This window comes from Microbacterium bandirmense (genome assembly GCF_037204185.1).
Lineage (GTDB): Bacteria > Actinomycetota > Actinomycetes > Actinomycetales > Microbacteriaceae > Microbacterium > Microbacterium bandirmense.
Genome location: NZ_JBBDGM010000002.1, coordinates 318,278 through 334,750 on the forward strand (window position 1 = coordinate 318,278; position 16,473 = coordinate 334,750).

General features: G+C 63.9%; 16 protein-coding genes. 12 read left to right on the plus strand and 4 right to left on the minus strand.

Going from position 1 to position 16,473, the window contains the following annotated elements; translation table 11 throughout:
• From WDU99_RS03565 to WDU99_RS03575, 3 genes are read left to right on the plus strand one after another with little or no spacing between them, the layout of a single operon-like run.
• Positions 1–936, plus strand: a complete 936-nt coding sequence (locus WDU99_RS03565) for an ABC transporter permease (protein ID WP_337331059.1) — start codon at positions 1–3, stop codon at positions 934–936.
• Positions 933–1,667 carry an ABC transporter ATP-binding protein gene (locus tag WDU99_RS03570; RefSeq protein ID WP_337331060.1) on the plus strand — a complete coding sequence of 245 codons (735 nt, stop codon included), beginning with the start codon at positions 933–935 and terminating at the stop codon, positions 1,665–1,667. The genes WDU99_RS03565 and WDU99_RS03570 overlap by 4 nt, the downstream gene beginning before the upstream one ends.
• Positions 1,664–3,559: a DUF6541 family protein gene (locus tag WDU99_RS03575; protein WP_337331061.1), complete on the plus strand. Its 1,896-nt coding sequence runs from the start codon at positions 1,664–1,666 to the stop codon at positions 3,557–3,559. Before WDU99_RS03570 ends, WDU99_RS03575 begins: the two co-directional genes overlap by 4 nt.
• 14 nt (positions 3,560–3,573) lie before the next feature.
• Here WDU99_RS03575 and WDU99_RS03580 read toward each other — a convergent pair whose 3' ends face one another.
• Together WDU99_RS03580 and WDU99_RS03585 are read right to left on the minus strand one after the other, a co-directional pair.
• Positions 3,574–3,945 carry a DUF2304 domain-containing protein gene (locus tag WDU99_RS03580; RefSeq protein ID WP_337331062.1) on the minus strand — a complete coding sequence of 124 codons (372 nt, stop codon included), beginning with the start codon at positions 3,943–3,945 and terminating at the stop codon, positions 3,574–3,576.
• 3 nt (positions 3,946–3,948) lie between these two features.
• A complete protein-coding gene (locus WDU99_RS03585) occupies positions 3,949–4,647 on the minus strand; it encodes a glycosyltransferase family 2 protein (protein WP_337331063.1) in 699 nt (232 codons plus the stop codon).
• 136 nt (positions 4,648–4,783) lie between these two features.
• On the opposite strand from WDU99_RS03585, the gene WDU99_RS03590 reads away from it, so the two are divergent.
• The 7 genes from WDU99_RS03590 to WDU99_RS03620 are packed head-to-tail and all read left to right on the plus strand — an operon-like array spanning position 4,784 to position 12,781.
• Positions 4,784–5,881: a glycosyltransferase family 4 protein gene (locus tag WDU99_RS03590; protein WP_337331064.1), complete on the plus strand. Its 1,098-nt coding sequence runs from the start codon at positions 4,784–4,786 to the stop codon at positions 5,879–5,881.
• Between the two features lie 52 nt (positions 5,882–5,933).
• The gene (locus tag WDU99_RS03595) at positions 5,934–6,545 is read left to right on the plus strand and encodes an acyltransferase (RefSeq protein WP_337331065.1); all 612 of its coding nucleotides are present in this window, start codon (positions 5,934–5,936) and stop codon (positions 6,543–6,545) included.
• On the plus strand, positions 6,542–7,639 hold the full coding sequence (locus WDU99_RS03600) for a DegT/DnrJ/EryC1/StrS family aminotransferase (protein WP_337331066.1): 1,098 nt from the start codon (positions 6,542–6,544) through the stop codon (positions 7,637–7,639). The genes WDU99_RS03595 and WDU99_RS03600 overlap by 4 nt, the downstream gene beginning before the upstream one ends.
• The gene (locus tag WDU99_RS03605; RefSeq protein ID WP_337331115.1) at positions 7,636–8,622 is read left to right on the plus strand and encodes a Gfo/Idh/MocA family oxidoreductase; all 987 of its coding nucleotides are present in this window, start codon (positions 7,636–7,638) and stop codon (positions 8,620–8,622) included. The genes WDU99_RS03600 and WDU99_RS03605 overlap by 4 nt, the downstream gene beginning before the upstream one ends.
• Before the next feature lie 3 nt (positions 8,623–8,625).
• Positions 8,626–10,410, plus strand: a complete 1,785-nt coding sequence (locus WDU99_RS03610; protein WP_337331067.1) for an ABC transporter ATP-binding protein — start codon at positions 8,626–8,628, stop codon at positions 10,408–10,410.
• A complete protein-coding gene (locus WDU99_RS03615; RefSeq protein ID WP_337331068.1) occupies positions 10,407–11,633 on the plus strand; it encodes a glycosyltransferase in 1,227 nt (408 codons plus the stop codon). Before WDU99_RS03610 ends, WDU99_RS03615 begins: the two co-directional genes overlap by 4 nt.
• Positions 11,630–12,781, plus strand: a complete 1,152-nt coding sequence (locus WDU99_RS03620; RefSeq protein WP_337331069.1) for a glycosyltransferase family protein — start codon at positions 11,630–11,632, stop codon at positions 12,779–12,781. Before WDU99_RS03615 ends, WDU99_RS03620 begins: the two co-directional genes overlap by 4 nt.
• 21 nt (positions 12,782–12,802) lie before the next feature.
• Here WDU99_RS03620 and WDU99_RS03625 read toward each other — a convergent pair whose 3' ends face one another.
• A complete protein-coding gene (locus WDU99_RS03625; protein WP_337331070.1) occupies positions 12,803–13,255 on the minus strand; it encodes a hypothetical protein in 453 nt (150 codons plus the stop codon).
• Positions 13,252–14,448, minus strand: a complete 1,197-nt coding sequence (locus WDU99_RS03630; RefSeq protein ID WP_337331071.1) for a glycosyltransferase family protein — start codon at positions 14,446–14,448, stop codon at positions 13,252–13,254. Before WDU99_RS03630 ends, WDU99_RS03625 begins: the two co-directional genes overlap by 4 nt.
• A gap of 147 nt (positions 14,449–14,595) precedes the next feature.
• On the opposite strand from WDU99_RS03630, the gene WDU99_RS03635 reads away from it, so the two are divergent.
• Both WDU99_RS03635 and WDU99_RS03640 read left to right on the plus strand, forming a co-directional pair.
• A complete protein-coding gene (locus WDU99_RS03635; protein WP_337331072.1) occupies positions 14,596–14,997 on the plus strand; it encodes a hypothetical protein in 402 nt (133 codons plus the stop codon).
• Positions 14,998–15,138: 141 nt separating this feature from the next.
• Positions 15,139–16,434 (plus strand): nucleotide sugar dehydrogenase, encoded by a 1,296-nt coding sequence (locus WDU99_RS03640; protein WP_337331073.1) that lies wholly within the window; start codon positions 15,139–15,141, stop codon positions 16,432–16,434.
• The last annotated feature ends 39 nt before the right edge of the window (positions 16,435–16,473 follow it).

Genomic DNA, 16,473 nt, shown 5'->3' on the forward strand with positions numbered 1-16,473 from the left:
GTGACCGACACCCGAGATATTTTTGCTGTCGTCCCGCGCGCCGAGTTCGATATTCCGGGCAAGAGCCATGGGCTGATCGATGTCGTGCGCTGGCGTTATCTGTTGCGACTCCTGGTGCGGACGGGGGTGACCACCCGCTACCGCAACTCCGTGCTCGGCTGGATGTGGTCGTATGTGCGGCCAGCGGCGCAGTTCCTGGTGTTCTGGATCGTCCTGGGCCTTTTCATGAACCTGGACCGTGTCCCGAACTACGCGGTTTACCTGTTCTCGGGCATCGTCGTGATCAACCTCTTCTCGGAGGGGTTCAAGAATGCGACCACGTCGATCGTCGGTAACGCCGCTCTGGTACGCAAGGTGTTCCTTCCGCGACAGCTGTTCGCCGTATCTGCCGTCCTTGTATCCTTCGTGCATTTCCTGCCGCAGGTCGGCTTGCTCCTGATCGTCTGCCTGCTGATGGGCTGGGCCGGGCACATCACGATTCTGGGCATGCTCGCGGCGCTGGCGGGCATTTTCATTGTGATGGTGTTCGCGCTCGGGCTAGGACTGCTGTTCGGCGCCATCAACGTCCGATTCCGCGACGCGGAGAACATCGTCGAGCTAATGTTGCTGCTGGCGACCTGGGCATCCCCGGTCCTCTACTCCTGGACGATGGTGCAGGATGCCATCGTGGACAAGCTGCAGTGGCCGAGCTGGCTTGTCGATGTCTATCTGCTGAACCCGATAACGCAGAGCGTGCAGTTGTTCCACTACGCGTTCTGGCGTCCGGCGACCCAGGACCTGGTCAACGCCTCCGGCTATGTCGGTGACGAGCTCGTCCCGTTGTCACCGAACCTCGCAGTGAACACATTGTGGACCGCATTGATCGCAGTCGCTGCGCTGCTTGTCGGGCAGATGGTATTCCGTCGCCTCGAAGGAAAGTTCGCACAGGATCTATGAGTGATATCACCTTGCGTCCGAGCATCATAATCAATGGCGTCCGAAAGACGTTCACACTCAACCATGCGTTCTCTCTGAAGGACACGGTCGTCGCCTGGATCCGACGGCGCAAGCTCTCCTCGACGTTCGAAGCGCTCAAGGGCATCGACATCGTCATCGGTGAGGGTGAGTCGGTAGCGATCCTCGGGATGAACGGATCCGGGAAGTCGACGCTTCTGAAGCTCATCTCCGGTGTAATGGAGCCTGACGCGGGCGAGGTGCTCACGCGGGGACGCGTCGCCGGCCTCATCGAAGTGGGCGCAGGCTTCCACCCCGAGCTGTCCGGGCGCGAGAACGTCTTCCTGAATGCGGCCATCCTCGGGATGAAGAAAACCGAGATCGAGGACCGCTACGACGAGATCGTTGCGTTCAGTGAGATCGAGGAGTTCATCGACCAGGAGGTCAAGCACTACTCCTCGGGCATGTTCCTGCGGCTCGCGTTCGCCGTCGCGATCCATGTGCACCTCGATGTGCTCCTGATGGATGAGATCCTCTCGGTCGGCGACGTCCCGTTCCGGGAGAAGTGCCGTCAGAAGTTCGAAGAACTCATCGCTGCGGGCAAGACGCTTGTCGTGGTCAGCCACGACATGGAGATGGTCCGTGATCTGTGCACCAGGGGCATTGTCATCCGCAAGGGTGAAGTGATCTACGACGGTGAGCTCGAGGGCGCGATCGCCCTGGTGGAAGGATGAGCGCGGACTGGCTCGGGCAGGTCCCGGCATTCGCCGTTGCCGCAGCCATTCTCATCCTTCCCGGCCTCCCGGCCGCGCTGCTGCTTCGTCTGCGTGGCATCCTCGCACTCGGCGGAGCCCTTGTCATCTCACTGGCCAGCGTGGGGGCCGGAAGCTTGCTCGGGCCGGTCATCGGACTGCCCTGGTCGATCGTTCCCGTACTCATCGTCGCCGCCGTCATCACCGCGTTGGCCGCCGTCCTGTCGTTTATCCGACGCGGCCGATCCGAGATTCTGGGCAGCGACCTCGGCGCTGGCGTGTGGATAGGAGTTGCCGCCGCCGCCATCGGATGGATACTGATCATCGCCGTGGGGATCGCGGGTGCCGCGCACCCCACACAGCTCTACGATGGATTGTTCCATCTGAACGCCGTCGAATTCATCGTGAAGAACGGCGACGCCTCGCCGTTCCACATGACGATGGTCCTACCGGGTACCACCACCACCTTCTACCCGACACTGTGGCATGCGCTCGTCGCGCTCATCGTGCCCTTCAGCTCGGCAGTGGTGCCGGCGACGAACGTCATGACCATCACGTGCATCGCGCTGATCTGGCCTGTTTCCCTGGCGGCGCTGGCTTCAGTCCTGTTTCCGCGGCGTCGGGCAGCGGCCGTGATGACACCGCTGCTGGCATTCGGCTTCAGTGTCTTCCCGATCGGGTTCCTCAACTGGGGAGTGCTGTACCCCAACCTCATCGGTGCGCTGCAGATCCCGCTGGTTCTCGCGTTCACGATCCTTGCCTGCCGAAGTGCGCTTCCGTGGCCACAGCGTATCGGCATCACGCTGTTGGCGATCGCCGCAATGAGCGCCACAGCTCTCGGGCATCCCTCTGCCCTGCTCGGTGCCATCGCACTTCTTCTGCCCTTCGGGGCATGGTGCGCCTGGTCGATCGCCAAGGACGGCGGAAGGTCGACCAGGATCTTCGTCTCGATCGCCGCCGTCGCCGTGCTGTTTCTGGTCGTTGCCGTCTGGCGGGCGGCCAATGTGAGCACCCACGAATGGCTTCCCAACGACACGCTGGGGCAGGCACTGGGCGAGGTGGCGTTCCTCAGCCCCGTCGGCCGTGCTACCGGCTTCCTCGTCGGGCCCCTCGCGATCGTCGGTATCTGGACGACCGTGCGCAACCGTCGCTGGTGGATCCTTGCCAGCCATGCGGTCGCGATCTGCTTGTATCTGGTATCGACCTGGCTGCCGGTGCTATGGCTGCGCAGTGAGATCGTCGGCCTCTGGTACGACGACACCACTCGCGTTGCCGTACTGCTGGCAATGATCGGCTTGCCCCTCGCCGGGCTCGGTGCAGCGGTCACCTGGGACTGGCTCCGCTCACTGAAGGAACGGGGGCACACTCGCCGGGCGGTCGCAATCGGGGTGATCATCATTCTGCTGGGGCTGACACATCTGAACGCTCTGATCAACGACGTCAAGTTCATGCGCAACGTCAGCTTCAGATTCGACGTGGAGTCTCAGGGGCTCTCGGCTGACGAAGCGGCGCTGTTCTCAGAGGCAGCAGACCTGCTGCGACCGGACGACCTCGTCGTCGGCGATCCCCTGACCGGCGCGGCGCTGCTGTACGCGTACACCGGTCACGACGTCGTCTTCCCTCATGTCACGGGCAGGTACGGAGCGGACGCCACGACGCTCGCACGCTCTCTGAACACGGGCTCCGCCGAGGTCTGTGCGGCGATCGACCGGCTCGGAGTGACCCACGCGCTCGACTTCGGAGACCGCGAGCTGTACGAGAACCACTACACCACGTACGACGGCCTGCACGACCTCGCTGACTCGCCCATTCTCACCAAGGTGGCGAGCGTGGGCGGCGATGCGGTTCTGTATGAGGTCACCGGCTGCCGCTGAGGTGCGGACCGACGTTAGTTCGTGCGCTCCTCGTCGCCGGTCGGCCGATGACGAGACTCCGCTTCAGCTGCCTCGAGCAGCGCGATCTTGCGGGACAGCAGCGTCACCTGGCGCTGCATCTGCGAGTTGCGCCGGTACTGCGTATACACGAACGCCAAGAACATCACGATCATGCCGTACATCACCAGGTCGGTGCCTCGGCCGACGCCAACGAGCCCGGCGAGCCACGACAGCCACTGGGGAAACAGCACCGAGAGCACTGCGACGATCACGAACATGCCCATCAGGATGCGTCGAATGGCCAGATGGCTGTCCGCCCCTGTACGCCGCATCATGAACACGGCGAGGATGACGATGGCCGCGATGAGAAGGATCTGGATCCACATGGGTCACCTCACCACCAGATCGACGAGGATGTTGACGGAATTGAGCACGCTCTGTCCCTTGGCTTTCGAATAGTCCGTGTAGAGCAACTCGACGGGATACTCCTGCCACGGCAGTCCGGTCCGTCCGAGCTCGAGCACGATCTCGGTGGCGTGCGCCATCCGATCCTGCTTCAGTTCGATCCGCTCTGCCGCGTCACGGCGGATCACACGCAGCCCGTTGTGCGCATCGGTGAGCTTGAGGCTGGTGGTCAGATTCGTCACCCACACTGCGGTCTTCAGTACGACTTTCTTGATCCAGCCCGGATTCGTCCTGTCATCCAGGAAGCGTGAACCGAACACGATGGCCAAGTCCTGGGCGCGTGCGAGTTCCAGCATCCCCAGAGCATCGATGATCCGATGCTGCCCGTCGGCGTCGAACGTGACGATGTACTCGCACTCGTCGTGCGCCAATGCGAACTCGATGCCGGTTTGCAGTGCGGCACCTTGTCCGAGATTGACTGGGTGCTGCACGAGGTGTGCTCCGGCTTCGTTGGCGACCCTTGCTGAGTCATCGCTGGACCCGTCATCGATGCAAACGACATTCACGAATTCGGCGCGCAGGTCTGCGATGACCGGGCCGACGACAGATGCTTCGTTGTACAGCGGAATTACGATCCACGTACTCCGATCTGGCGCGGAAGGCGCGGGGACGCTCGATGACATGATTCCATTGTGTCAGGTGTCCATTCGGCCGCCGCGCACCGACCCGTGAGGCAGGATGTCTGATAGCCCCCGTGTGACAGTGGTGACGAGGATCTATTCGCCTGAACCATCTGCGGCCTCATTGCGCCTATCCGCGATGGTCTCGGCCCTCGCGGATGTCGGCGCTGACGTGAGAGTCCTCACTACCTCGCCTCCGCGCTCGGCTCGCCGGGCAGACGATGACCCCCGCGTCGATGTGCGGCGCTGGCCCGTACTGCGAAATCGATCAGGGTACGTGCGCGGGTACCTGCCGTATCTCAGCTTCGACCTGCCGTTGTTCTTCCGGGTCCTCTTTGGTCGCAAGGCAGACGTGTACGTATGCGAGCCGCCGCCGACCACCGGATTCCTCCTGCGTGTCGCGGCACAGCTCCGCCGGACGCCGTATGTTTACTACGGTGCGGATATCTGGTCCGACGCGTCCGCAGCCACAGGCGCACCGAGAATCGTGCTGAGGGTGGTTCGTGGTCTTGAGCAGGTCGCATTGCGCGGTGCGCACACGGTGCTCGTCGTGTCGGAGGGAGTACGTCAGCGTGTTACCGCGCTCGCACCGGATGTGCCGACATCTGTGGTGGGACACGGCGTAGATCTCAACACCTTCGCGCCGGACGGTCCGTGCGTCGAAGAGCCGGTCGACATCGTATATGTCGGAACGGCGAGCGAATGGCACGGTGCGGGCCTCGCAATTGAGGCGCTGTCACAGGTGATGGGTACAGATGAGACGGTCACTGCCGCGTTCGTCGGGCAAGGTAGTGAGTGGGATGGGTTGAAAAGGCGTGTGGACGAGCTGGGGCTGCAGTCGCGGATCCGTTTCCTGCCAACAGTCGCGGCCGAGGAAGCCGCTGCTTGGCTCCGCACAGCACGAGTCAGCCTCGCGACTCTCGCTCCAGGACAAGGCTATGACTTTGCAGTACCGACGAAGTTGTACTCCTCGGTGGCCGTAGGCACTCCTGTAGCGTATGCCGGGCCGGACCCGGTTCGTCGTTTGATCATCGACGAGGGGCTCGGCGCGGCAACGCACTACGAGCCCGCTGCCTACGCCCAGGCGATTGGTTCGCTACTGTCGGAAACCCGGGGTGCCGACGAGGACCTGGTGCGGTGGGCCGGTGAGAATATCTCATCTGTGGCCGTCGCCGAGCGGGCCGTTCAGACGATCGTCCGCGTCGCGCGTCCAGGCAGCGTGCAAGCGCGCAAGTAGACTGTCAGAAGGTCATCAGAAAGCCGCCCACCCCTTCTCAGGAGTCAATCACGTGACAGTGGAAAACACCGTGCGCATCGTCGGTTCCGCCGATGTCTCCGCAGAAGCCGCGATCGGCGATGGATCCGCGATCTGGCACCTCGCTCAGGTGCGTGAAGGCGTGCAGATGGGCCGGAACTGCATCGTCGGCCGGGGCGCTTACATCGGCACCGGTGTCGTTATGGGCGATAACTGCAAGGTGCAGAACTATGCCCTCGTATATGAACCGGCAAAGCTTGCGGATGGCGTCTTCATCGGTCCGGCTGTCGTACTCACCAACGACACCTACCCTCGGGCGATCAACGCCGACAGCACGCTCAAGAACGCTCATGATTGGGAGCCTGTTGGGGTGACAATCGAGAAGGGGGCATCCATCGGCGCGCGCGCGACGTGCGTCGCCCCGGTGACCATCGGATCGTGGGCCACGGTCGCGGCCGGAGCGGTCGTAGTCAAGGACGTACCAGCGTACGCGCTGGTCGCAGGTGTGCCAGCGCGACGCATTGGCTGGGTGGGAGAGTCTGGCATGCCGTTGACACCAGGTGAGACCGAGATGACATGGGTCTGCCCGGCGACGGGCGATGTCTTTATCGAAACCAATGGAACCCTGACGAAGGAGACCGCGTGAGTGAGTTCATTCCCCCGGCGAAGCCGATCATCGGCGATGAGGAGCGCGAGGCTGTCGACCGCGTGCTTCGCAGTGGGATGGTCGCCCAAGGCCCTGAGGTAGCCGCGTTCGAAAGTGAGTTCGGCGCCCATTTCGTGCAGGGACGTCCGACGGTCGCGGTGAACAGTGGTACCGCGGGACTGCACCTGGGGCTTCTGGCGGCAGGGGTAGGGCCCGGAGACGAGGTGATCGTTCCATCGTTCACGTTTGCCGCCACCGGCAACTCCGTCGCACTGACCGGGGCGACTCCGGTCTTCGTCGACATCGAGCCGGAGACCTTCACACTCGACCCCGAGGCAGTCGCTGCCGCCATCACGCCGAAGACCCGTGGCATCCTCCCCGTGCACTTGTACGGCCACCCGGCGCATATGCGAGCTCTCGAGGCGCTTGCCGCCAAGGTCGGTGTCACGCTTTACGAGGATGCAGCGCAGGCGCACGGTGCGTCGTTGGACGGCCGTCCCGTTGGAACGTTCGGTAAGTTCGCGATGTTCAGCCTCTACCCGACGAAGAACATGACCAGCGGCGAGGGCGGCATGGTGTCCGCCGAGAACGACGAGATCGCCCGCATGCTCAAACTGCTGCGCAACCAGGGTATGGAGCGCCAGTACGAGAACGAGGTCATCGGTTTCAATGCGCGGATGACCGACATCCATGCCGCCATCGGTCGCGTGCAGCTGACGAAGGTGGATGCCTGGACCGCGCAGCGCCAGTCGAACGCCACCTTCCTCAACGCGAACCTGCAGGGTGTCGTCGTGCCGCCGGTCGCCGAGGGAGCTGTGCACGTGTATCACCAGTACACCGTCCGCGTGCCCGACGACAGGGATGGGTTCGTCGCCGCGCTGAAGACCGAGCACAACGTGGGTGCCGGCGTGTACTACCCGATCCCGAACCACCGCCTACCGTCGCTCGCGTCCTACGCGCCGGGACTCGACCTGCCCGAGACCGAGCGCGCCGCGCGCGAGGTCGTCTCGCTGCCGGTGCACCCCTCGCTGTCGCAGAACGATCTCGACCAGATCGTCGCCGCGGTGAACACCGTCGTCAGGGCGGGCGCCTGATGGCCCTGCGGGCCGGCCTGCTCGGCGTCGGGATGATGGGCCGTCATCACGCCCGCGTGCTGCGCGAGGTTGACGGCGTGGACCTGGTCGCGATCGCCGACCCCGGCGGCGACCCACACGGTGTGGCCGGCGATCTGCACATCCTGCCCGATATCGATGCATTGATCGGTGAGGGGATCGACATCGCGATAGTTGCAGTGCCGACGCGCTTCCACGAAGATGCCGCTCTGAAGCTCGCCGCGGCCGGGGTGCACACGCTGGTGGAGAAGCCGATCGCGCACAGCTTGGAGGCTGGACAGCGGATGGTCGACGCCTTCGTGGACGCGGGCCTCGTGGGAGCAGTCGGGCACATCGAGCGTTTCAATCCGGCGCTGCAAGAACTGCGCCGCCGGATCGAAGCGGGCGAACTCGGCGCCGTCTATCAGGTCGCGACGCGCCGGCAGGGGCCGTTCCCGTCTCGGATCGCTGATGTGGGGGTCGCGAAGGATCTCGCCTCCCATGATGTCGACCTCACGGCCTGGGTCGTGCAGTCCGACTACGAGAGGGTGTTCGCTCAGACGGCATTCAAGAGCGGCCGCGAGCATGAGGACATGATCACGATCACCGGGCGCACTGCATCGGGCGTTATCGTGAACAACATCGTGAATTGGCTCTCGCCGATGAAGGAGAGGATCACTGTCGTGACGGGGGAGAAGGGCGCCTTCGTCGCGGACACCTCCACTGGCGACCTGACGTTCTACGCGAACGGCACTATCCCGCTCGAGTGGGAGTCGGTGTCGAGCTTCCGGGGCGTCTCCGAAGGCGATGTCACCCGTTACGCGTTCGCGAAGCGCGAGCCGCTGCGTGTCGAGCATGAGGCGTTCCGCGATGCGGTGCTAGGCGAGAAGACCGACGTCGTGACTATGGAGCAGGGGCAGCGTACGCTTGCGGTCGTAGAAGCGGCACTCGAGTCGGCGAGAACCGGCAGCGCCATCTTCATCTGAGTCATGAAGCTCATCGTCTCCACGCTCCGTCGGCTGTCGCCGTACCTGCCTGCGTCCGGGCGCCGATTCCTCATCGTTTATGCGATCGTCTCCTCGGTGCTGGCGATCGTCGACGTGCTGGCGCTCATGTTGCTTGCATTGACGCTCGCTTCGAGTGTGACCGGTGAGGGCATCGTACTCCCGCTGATCGGGGCGGTGGGCTCGCAGAACGTGGTATGGCTGATCCTCGTGCTGGCAGCGATCGTGATCCTGAAGTCGGCAGCCAACGTCTGGTTGCAATGGATTGCGACCCGTCGGTTCGCCAGCTACGAGCTCAGTGTGGGCCAGGAGCTCTTCAATGCGTACATCCGGGCTTCATGGACCGACCGGATGTCGCGCAATAGCGCGCAGATCGTGTCGATGTCGGACAGTGGCATCGCCCAGGTCGTCGCTGGATTCCTGCTCCCGATTACGACGCTCCCCGGCCTCCTCGTAACGTCCTTCGGCGTCGTGGCAGTGCTGGTCGTCTCACAGCCGGTCACCGCTGCTGTGACGATCGTCTATCTCGGGGGGATCGCTGTTCTGCAGTACTACGTGCTCAGTGGTAAGACCCGGCAAGCGGCGCGTGTCGCACGCAATTCGGCCCTGCACGTTGCGGCGCTGATATCCGGCATGGTTGCCTCGCTTAAGGAGATCACCCTTCGCGACAAGGCCGACGAGGTCAGCGCGGTGGTGGCACGCAACCGCGCACAGACGGCTAGGGCGCGCGCAAACTCAAGCTTCCTGGCCGCCGTTCCGCGCTTCATTTTCGATTCAGCGATCATCGGCGGTTTCGTCGTCGTCGGCGGAGCGGCGATGCTGAGCTCCAATGGAGACATGAACGCCACGATCTCAGCCGTGGCCATGTTCGGTATCGCCGGCTTCCGGCTGGTACCGGCACTCACCGGCTTTCAGGGCGTCGTGACCCGCACCATTACGTCCTCGGCATACGTTGACGTCGTGCTCGCCGACATCGAGGATTCCAAGCGGTTCCTTGCTGACAGGGAGCATCTGAGCCGCGAGGATTTGCCGGGAGCGCCATCACTACTTGAGTTGGACGAGGTCGGCTTCACGTTCCCCGGTGCCGATGTCCCTGCAGTCCATGATGTGAGCCTCCGGATACCGATGGGAACGACCGTTGGCATTGCCGGAGCCTCGGGCGCCGGTAAATCGACTCTGGTGGACTTGCTACTAGGATTGCTTACGCCGAGTGTGGGGCAGATTCGTATCGATGACAAGCCGCTCGACGATGTGCTGGGCTCATGGCGCAGACACGTTGGCTATGTGCCTCAGGAGGTCACGCTGTTCGACGGGACTATCGCCCAGAACATTGCGCTGACCTGGGGAGATGACATCGATCAGGTGCGGGTCGAGCTCGCGGCGCGGCGCGCGCAACTCTGGGACGTCATCGAAGGGCGCGCGGAGGGGCTGCAGGCGCGAGTCGGAGAGCGGGGCCTCACACTCTCAGGCGGCCAGCGTCAACGGCTCGGGATAGCACGTGCGCTGTACAGCGACCCCCTTGTGCTTGTGCTTGACGAGGCGACCAGCGCGCTCGACACCAAGACAGAGGCCGATGTCGCTGCCGCGATCAGTGGTCTCCGTGGTGATGTCACGGTGATCGCTGTCGCGCATCGGCTCAGCACGATCCGTGACTCCGATCAGATCCTGTTTATGCAGGATGGTACCGTCGCGGCCAACGGCACCTTCTCGGAGGTCGTCGCATCGAACCGGGCCTTCGCAGCCCAGGCCCGGCTTGCAGGACTCGCGTGAGCATCCTGTCACGGGCCAACGCGGTCGGAATCGCACGCGCGGCGCTGGGGTTCGTCCCCGATCGCCTGCTCGCCAGATCAATGCCGCCTTCCCTTCGGTGGGACCCCGACGAGATGGGTATCGCCCGCCCGGCGAACCGAAGCCGGATCCGGTTGCTCATCACCCCGGCGAACTCTGCTGGCCAGGCGTACCGGTGGGCGCGTGCCGCGCAGTCACATCTCGCGGATGTCGCGGCAGTCAACTTGATGAGCGCGACGGCCAGGGCGCGGCTCTTCGGCTTTCCATCGGATGTCATGGTGCCTGACAGCGGATTCGTGTTCTCTGGTGCGTGGCAACGGCGCCAGCGAGACGTGATCCTCAAGGAATTTACTCACGTCCTGCTGGAGTCGGGTCAGTTCATGTATGGCTCTCGTCCGGGATCTTCTCCGCGAAGAGTTGCTGATTACGTGCGGGATCGCGGAGTCCCGGTCGCTCTGCTCTGGCACGGCTCCGACATTCGCGTGCCCAGCGAACACGCGAGCTGGGAGCGGGACTCACCGTTCGGTTCCCGCGGCGCGTATCCAGCAGAAGCGACCCGCGTGCTGGAGCGCAACTCACACGATCGTCGCCGGATGTTTAGCGACAGCGGCATGCCCGTCTTCGTATCGACTCCGGGCCTGCTCGATCTCGAGGGATCCCGCTGGCTGCCCGTGGTCGTCGACCCGGAGATCTGGCGTGTCGATGAAGCTCCTCTGCAGCGGACGCGACCCATCGTGGCGTACGCACCAAGCAACTCGCCTATGAAGGGCGATCCCAGCATCGACACTCAGCTGAGCGAGCTGGAGGCTGAAGGGATCATCGAGTACAGGCGAGTCCAGAACGTTCCGTACAGGGAGATGTCTGCTCTATACCGAGGGTCTGACGTGGTTCTGGACCAGTTCCGACTCGGTGACTACGGTGTCGCGGCGTGCGAAGCGATGGCAGCAGGGCGAATCGTGGTCGGGCACGTGCACGACGAGGTTCGTTCTCGGGTACGCGAGCTCACCGGAATGCCGCTTCCTGTCGTGGAATCGCGCTTTCACGAGGTCGGGGAAACGATCAGGCAGATAGCCGCCGACCGGGCGGTGTGGTCGGAGCAGGGTTCGTCCGGGGCGGACTTTGTCCGGGCCGTGCACGACGGCAGGATGGCCGCGCAGGCGCTCTCGGAATTTCTCGGCGCTGTATACCAGGAGGAGACACGATGACCACCCCGCGGATCCTCTGCATCTCGTTCTCGGACATTAACTCCGATTCGCGTGTTCTGCGGCAACTGGACGTGCTGCGCGAGTTCGGCGAGGTGACCACACTCTCGTACGGCACGCGGCCGATGGGCGCCGCACATCATCTCGAGATCCCGCGGAGCCTCCCCTCTCTCCCGCAGACGCCGACGGGCATTCTAAATCTGGTACTGCGGAGGTTCCGCGCAGTAGAGATGCAGGCTCCGGCTCTCGCGGAGTCGCGCCGTCTGCTCGGTGACCGCGAGTTCGACATCGTCGTGGCGAACGAAGCACGCGCCCTGCCGATCGCTTTTCGGGTCGACGGCGTTCCCCGGATCTGGTGTGACCTCCACGAGTGGGCGCCGGGTGAGCGGACGCATGTCCTGGCCTGGAAGATACTCGTCGCGCCGTTCATGCGCTGGGTCTGCGCCGAGTATCTTCCGCAGGTTGACGTGTCGACGACAATCAATGATGCGATCGCGACCATGTATCAGGACGCATTCGACATCGAACCGGAGATCGTCCGGAACGCGATCGCTCATCGCGCAGATCTCGAGCCGACGCCGATGCTGGACGGCGTCGTACGCCTCGTGCACAGCGGTGGAGCCGTGCCGGGCCGGAACATCGAAGCAATCATAGATGCCGTAGACATCCTAGGGGCCGGATACACCCTCGACCTATACCTGATCGCATCGCGCCAGGCGGACTCCTATTGGCTGAAGCTACAAAAGCGCATCGACGAGAGCCCGCGTACGACACTTCACCCGCCGGTGTCACCGGATCGGCTCCCGGACACGCTGAATGACCACGATCTCGGAGTATTCGTCCTTCCTCCCCACACTGCGAACCATCGATACATGCTGCCGAACAAGTTCTTCGACTTCGTCCAAGCGCGGCTGGGCCTGGTGTTCGGACCGTCTGCGGTGACCGACCGATTGATTGAAGCCCAACAGCTGGGCGTGGTCACAGCAGGCTATTCAGGCCAAGATGTCGCCGCAGCGATCGCTGGGGTGTCGAGGTCTGACATCGCGGCGTTCAAGAACGCGGCGGATGTCGCGGCAAAGGATCTCTCGTCCGATCGTGACGTCGCGGTGGAGCGGGCGATCCTCACGCGGCTGGCGCCGCCCCCGTCTTGAACGCAGCGGCACCCTCGCGGGTCAGTCCGTGTCGCTGCGGCTGCGCCGCGAAGTGAGTAGTGCGCGCGCGGGGGCTAGGCCGTATACACCTCGTGTTCCCGGACGTGACCATTTGTGCAGGGCAGTCCACGCAGCCAGGACCGTGTCGCGCTCAAGCGCGACGATGAGGTCGGCGTTCGAAGCGGCGCGCCGGAGGTCTGCATTTCGCCTAGCCGCGCGGGTGAACCGCCGTCCGCCGTCGAGGGGCGTCAGACGTTTGACGTTGCGGCCGATCACAGATCGGTCGAGCGCCACGGACATTCGTCCGCGCGCTGGTAGGGCTTTCGCGCCGAGGGTGATCGTTGTCGGCATCGCCGCGTCCACGTCGGTGGCCGTAGCGGTGACAAGCGTCGCTTGGTCGCACACGAGATCGATCTGTAACGATTCCAGAGCCGCGGTGAACGCGCCCGTCTGGGAGAACAGCAGGATGTTCATTGCTTCTCCTCGGAGAGATCGGGGGCTAGGCGGCTGGTCCAATCCTCGATGCGGGGAGTGAGCTGCGCCGCGCGCGAGAATCGTTCGGCATAAGCGCGGGCCGTCTCGCGGTTCTTGTCGGTCTGCGCAGCCGCATCGATGGCCGTGGTGATGATCGCATCAGCGATCGCCGAAGTCGTCATGGACGATGCGCCATGCCAACCGGGGTATGAGGCGAGTGTGCTGGAGGTTTCATTCTCGGGGTCGTGCACGGAGACGATTGGCAGTCCTGTCGACGCGTACTCGTACACCTTGCCTCCTGTGATGAATCGTCCTGCTCCGAACGTCAGAACGAGAGCATCGAACGATGCGTACGTCGCTTCGATATCGCCGCGGCCGACTGGTCCGAGGTATCGGATGTCGTTGTCGGCGAAGTGCTCCATGGCTTGCACCATATTCGCACCTGGCACGCCGAGGTGATCCAAGTACCCGTAGAGATCCATGCGTGCATCGCGGACCAGCGGACTGCGCTCGCGCGCCAGCGCCCATCCTGCAACCAGCTCCTGCAGTGGAATAGCTCCTGAGATGGTTCCGATGTACCCGAACACTAGAGGGCTCTCGCCGCGTTCTCGCACCGGGAACGTCAGTGCCCGATCGTAGCCGTTCTCGACTACGAGCAAGCGATCGGCGAACTCCGGATATTCCCGGGCGTACCAGTCGCGGATGGGTCTGTTGACGAACCAGACCTCGGCCGCGTCCTGGACGAGTGTCCGCTCCCATCTTCCGGCTCGACTGCTGGGTTCGATCACACGGCGTCCTGAGTAGATATCGACGGACCAGGCATCGCGGTGATCCATGATCGCCGGAACCCCGAATTCCGTGCTCAATACATACCCGGGGATGAAATCAACATTAGGGTTGGCGGTACCGATCGTCAGGTCGACCGGAGCGTTGAGATGTATGCGCCTCGCGGCCTCTTCGAGTACCGGGCGCCATCCGCCGTAGTTGCGCTCAGGGAACGCACGTTGCTCCCGTACCGACTGAATCGTGTTCCAGACCTCCGGCGCGTGAGCACGGAGCCAGGACCAGTCGCTCAGGTCGTTCGCGAAGGCGCCGGACGTGAACGGCACACGTACGATCTCGATCGACGGGTCTACCTGCGCTTCCAGCGTCAGGTCGACACCTGTGGACATCTCGAAGACTTCACGGGGCACGGTAAGGACGGTAACTTTCCACCCGGCTGCAGCGAAGGCATTTGCAGTCGCCCACGCGCGGTACACACCGCTTCCACGGGACGGGGGGTATCCCCACGCGACGTAGAGCAGATGGGGCCGTTTCATGGTCACTTGTACTCCTCGATCATGCTCGCCTACTCCTCGATCATCCTCGCCGTGGTCGAGGCCGTCGCGCGGTCCAGCCGCGCCCGACGCCGCTCAATGTGTGTGTTCTGCCAAGCATCCCAGATGCTCTTCGACCGGCCGTTCGAGGAGGATGCGCAAGGCCCAGGCAGCGAGGATCGACACTCCCAGAAAGATCACGATCCACCCCAGTCCGATGGGTCCGTGTTGGACGGGGTGAAGAAGAACGCCACGCCAAACTGCCGTACCGAGCACTCCCTGATGATGCCCGGCAGCGGGACTACGTTTCGAACATGGAAGAAGCAGGTGGCGAGCGCGACCCACCACCGAAAGCTGGTCAGTGAGCCCAGTCGGTACGTCCGTGCCTTCGTGACGGTTGCGCTAACCATAGGCAGCCCATTCTAGTTGCGCGATCAGGGCATCGTGGTCTGAACGATCCGCAACCGGATGATCGATGGTTCGTCCGGATACGCGGGAGCAACTGAGACGCGCATGGTGGGCCTTCTCATGAGCGGCGGGCCCGCCAGCGCCCGTAGACTGGATCTCATGCGTATCGCCGTCGTGGCCCTCGGAAAGATCGGGCTTCCCCTCGCCGTCCAGTTCGCCTCCTCCGGTCACGATGTGATCGGTGTCGATGTCAACCAGAAGACGGTCGATCTGATCAACGCCGCGACGGAGCCGTTCCCCGGTGAGGCGCACCTGCAGGAGCGGCTCGAAGAGCTGATCCCCGCTGGTCGCCTTCGGGCGACGACCGACTACGCGGAGGCGATTCCGGGCGCGGATGCTGTCGTGCTGGTCGCACCCGTCTTCGTGAACGACGAGACGTGGGAGCCTGACTTCAAGTACATGGATTCGGCCACGAAGTCGCTGGCCGAGCATCTCACCCCGGGCACGCTCGTCTCGTACGAGACGACGCTGCCGGTGGGCACCAGCCGCACCCGGTGGAAGCCGATGCTCGAGGATGGGTCCGGCCTCACCGAGGGGGTCGACTTCCACGTCGTCTATTCGCCCGAGCGCGTCCTCACCGGCCGTGTCTTCGAAGACCTGCGCAAGTATCCCAAGCTGATCGGCGCGCTCTCGCCGGAGGGCACCCGCAGGGCTCGCGAGTTCTACGAAGCGGTGCTGCAGTTCGACGAGCGCCCCGACCTGCACCGTCCGAACGGCGTGTGGGATCTGGGATCCACAGAGGCATCCGAGATGGCCAAACTCGCGGAGACGACCTACCGTGACGTCAACATCGGCCTGGCGAACCAGTTCGGTCTGTTCGCCGCCTCGCACGGCATCGACGTCTACAAGGTGATCGAGGCGTGCAACTCGCAGCCCTACAGCCACATCCACCGGCCCGGCATCGCCGTTGGTGGCCACTGCATTCCGGTCTACCCGCGTCTTTACCTGTCGACCGACCCCGACGCCGACATCGTGCGCGTCGCCCGCCAGCTGAACGCCTCGATGCCGGAGCGACTGGTCGCGCAGGCCGAGGGCATCCTCGGTGACCTCACCGGTCAGCGCGCTGTCGTGCTCGGCGCCGCCTACCGCGGGGGCGTCAAGGAGACGGCGTTCTCCGGTGTCTTCCCCACGGTAAAAGCGCTGCAGTCGCGCGGGGCTCAGGTCGTCGTTCACGATCCGCTCTACACCGACGACGAGCTGCGAGGATTCGGGTTTGAGCCGTACACGATCGGCGACGCTGCCGACCTCGCGATCCTGCAGACCGACCACGCCGACTACCGCGCCCTCAGCCCGGCGCAGATCCCCGGTGTCAAGCTGCTCGTCGACGGCCGCAATGCCTCCGACGCAGGCCTATGGGCCGGCACGCCGCGCATCGTCGTCGGAACCGCAGGCTGAGCGAGCACGGCGTCCGAGCCTCACAGCATCCCGCCGATA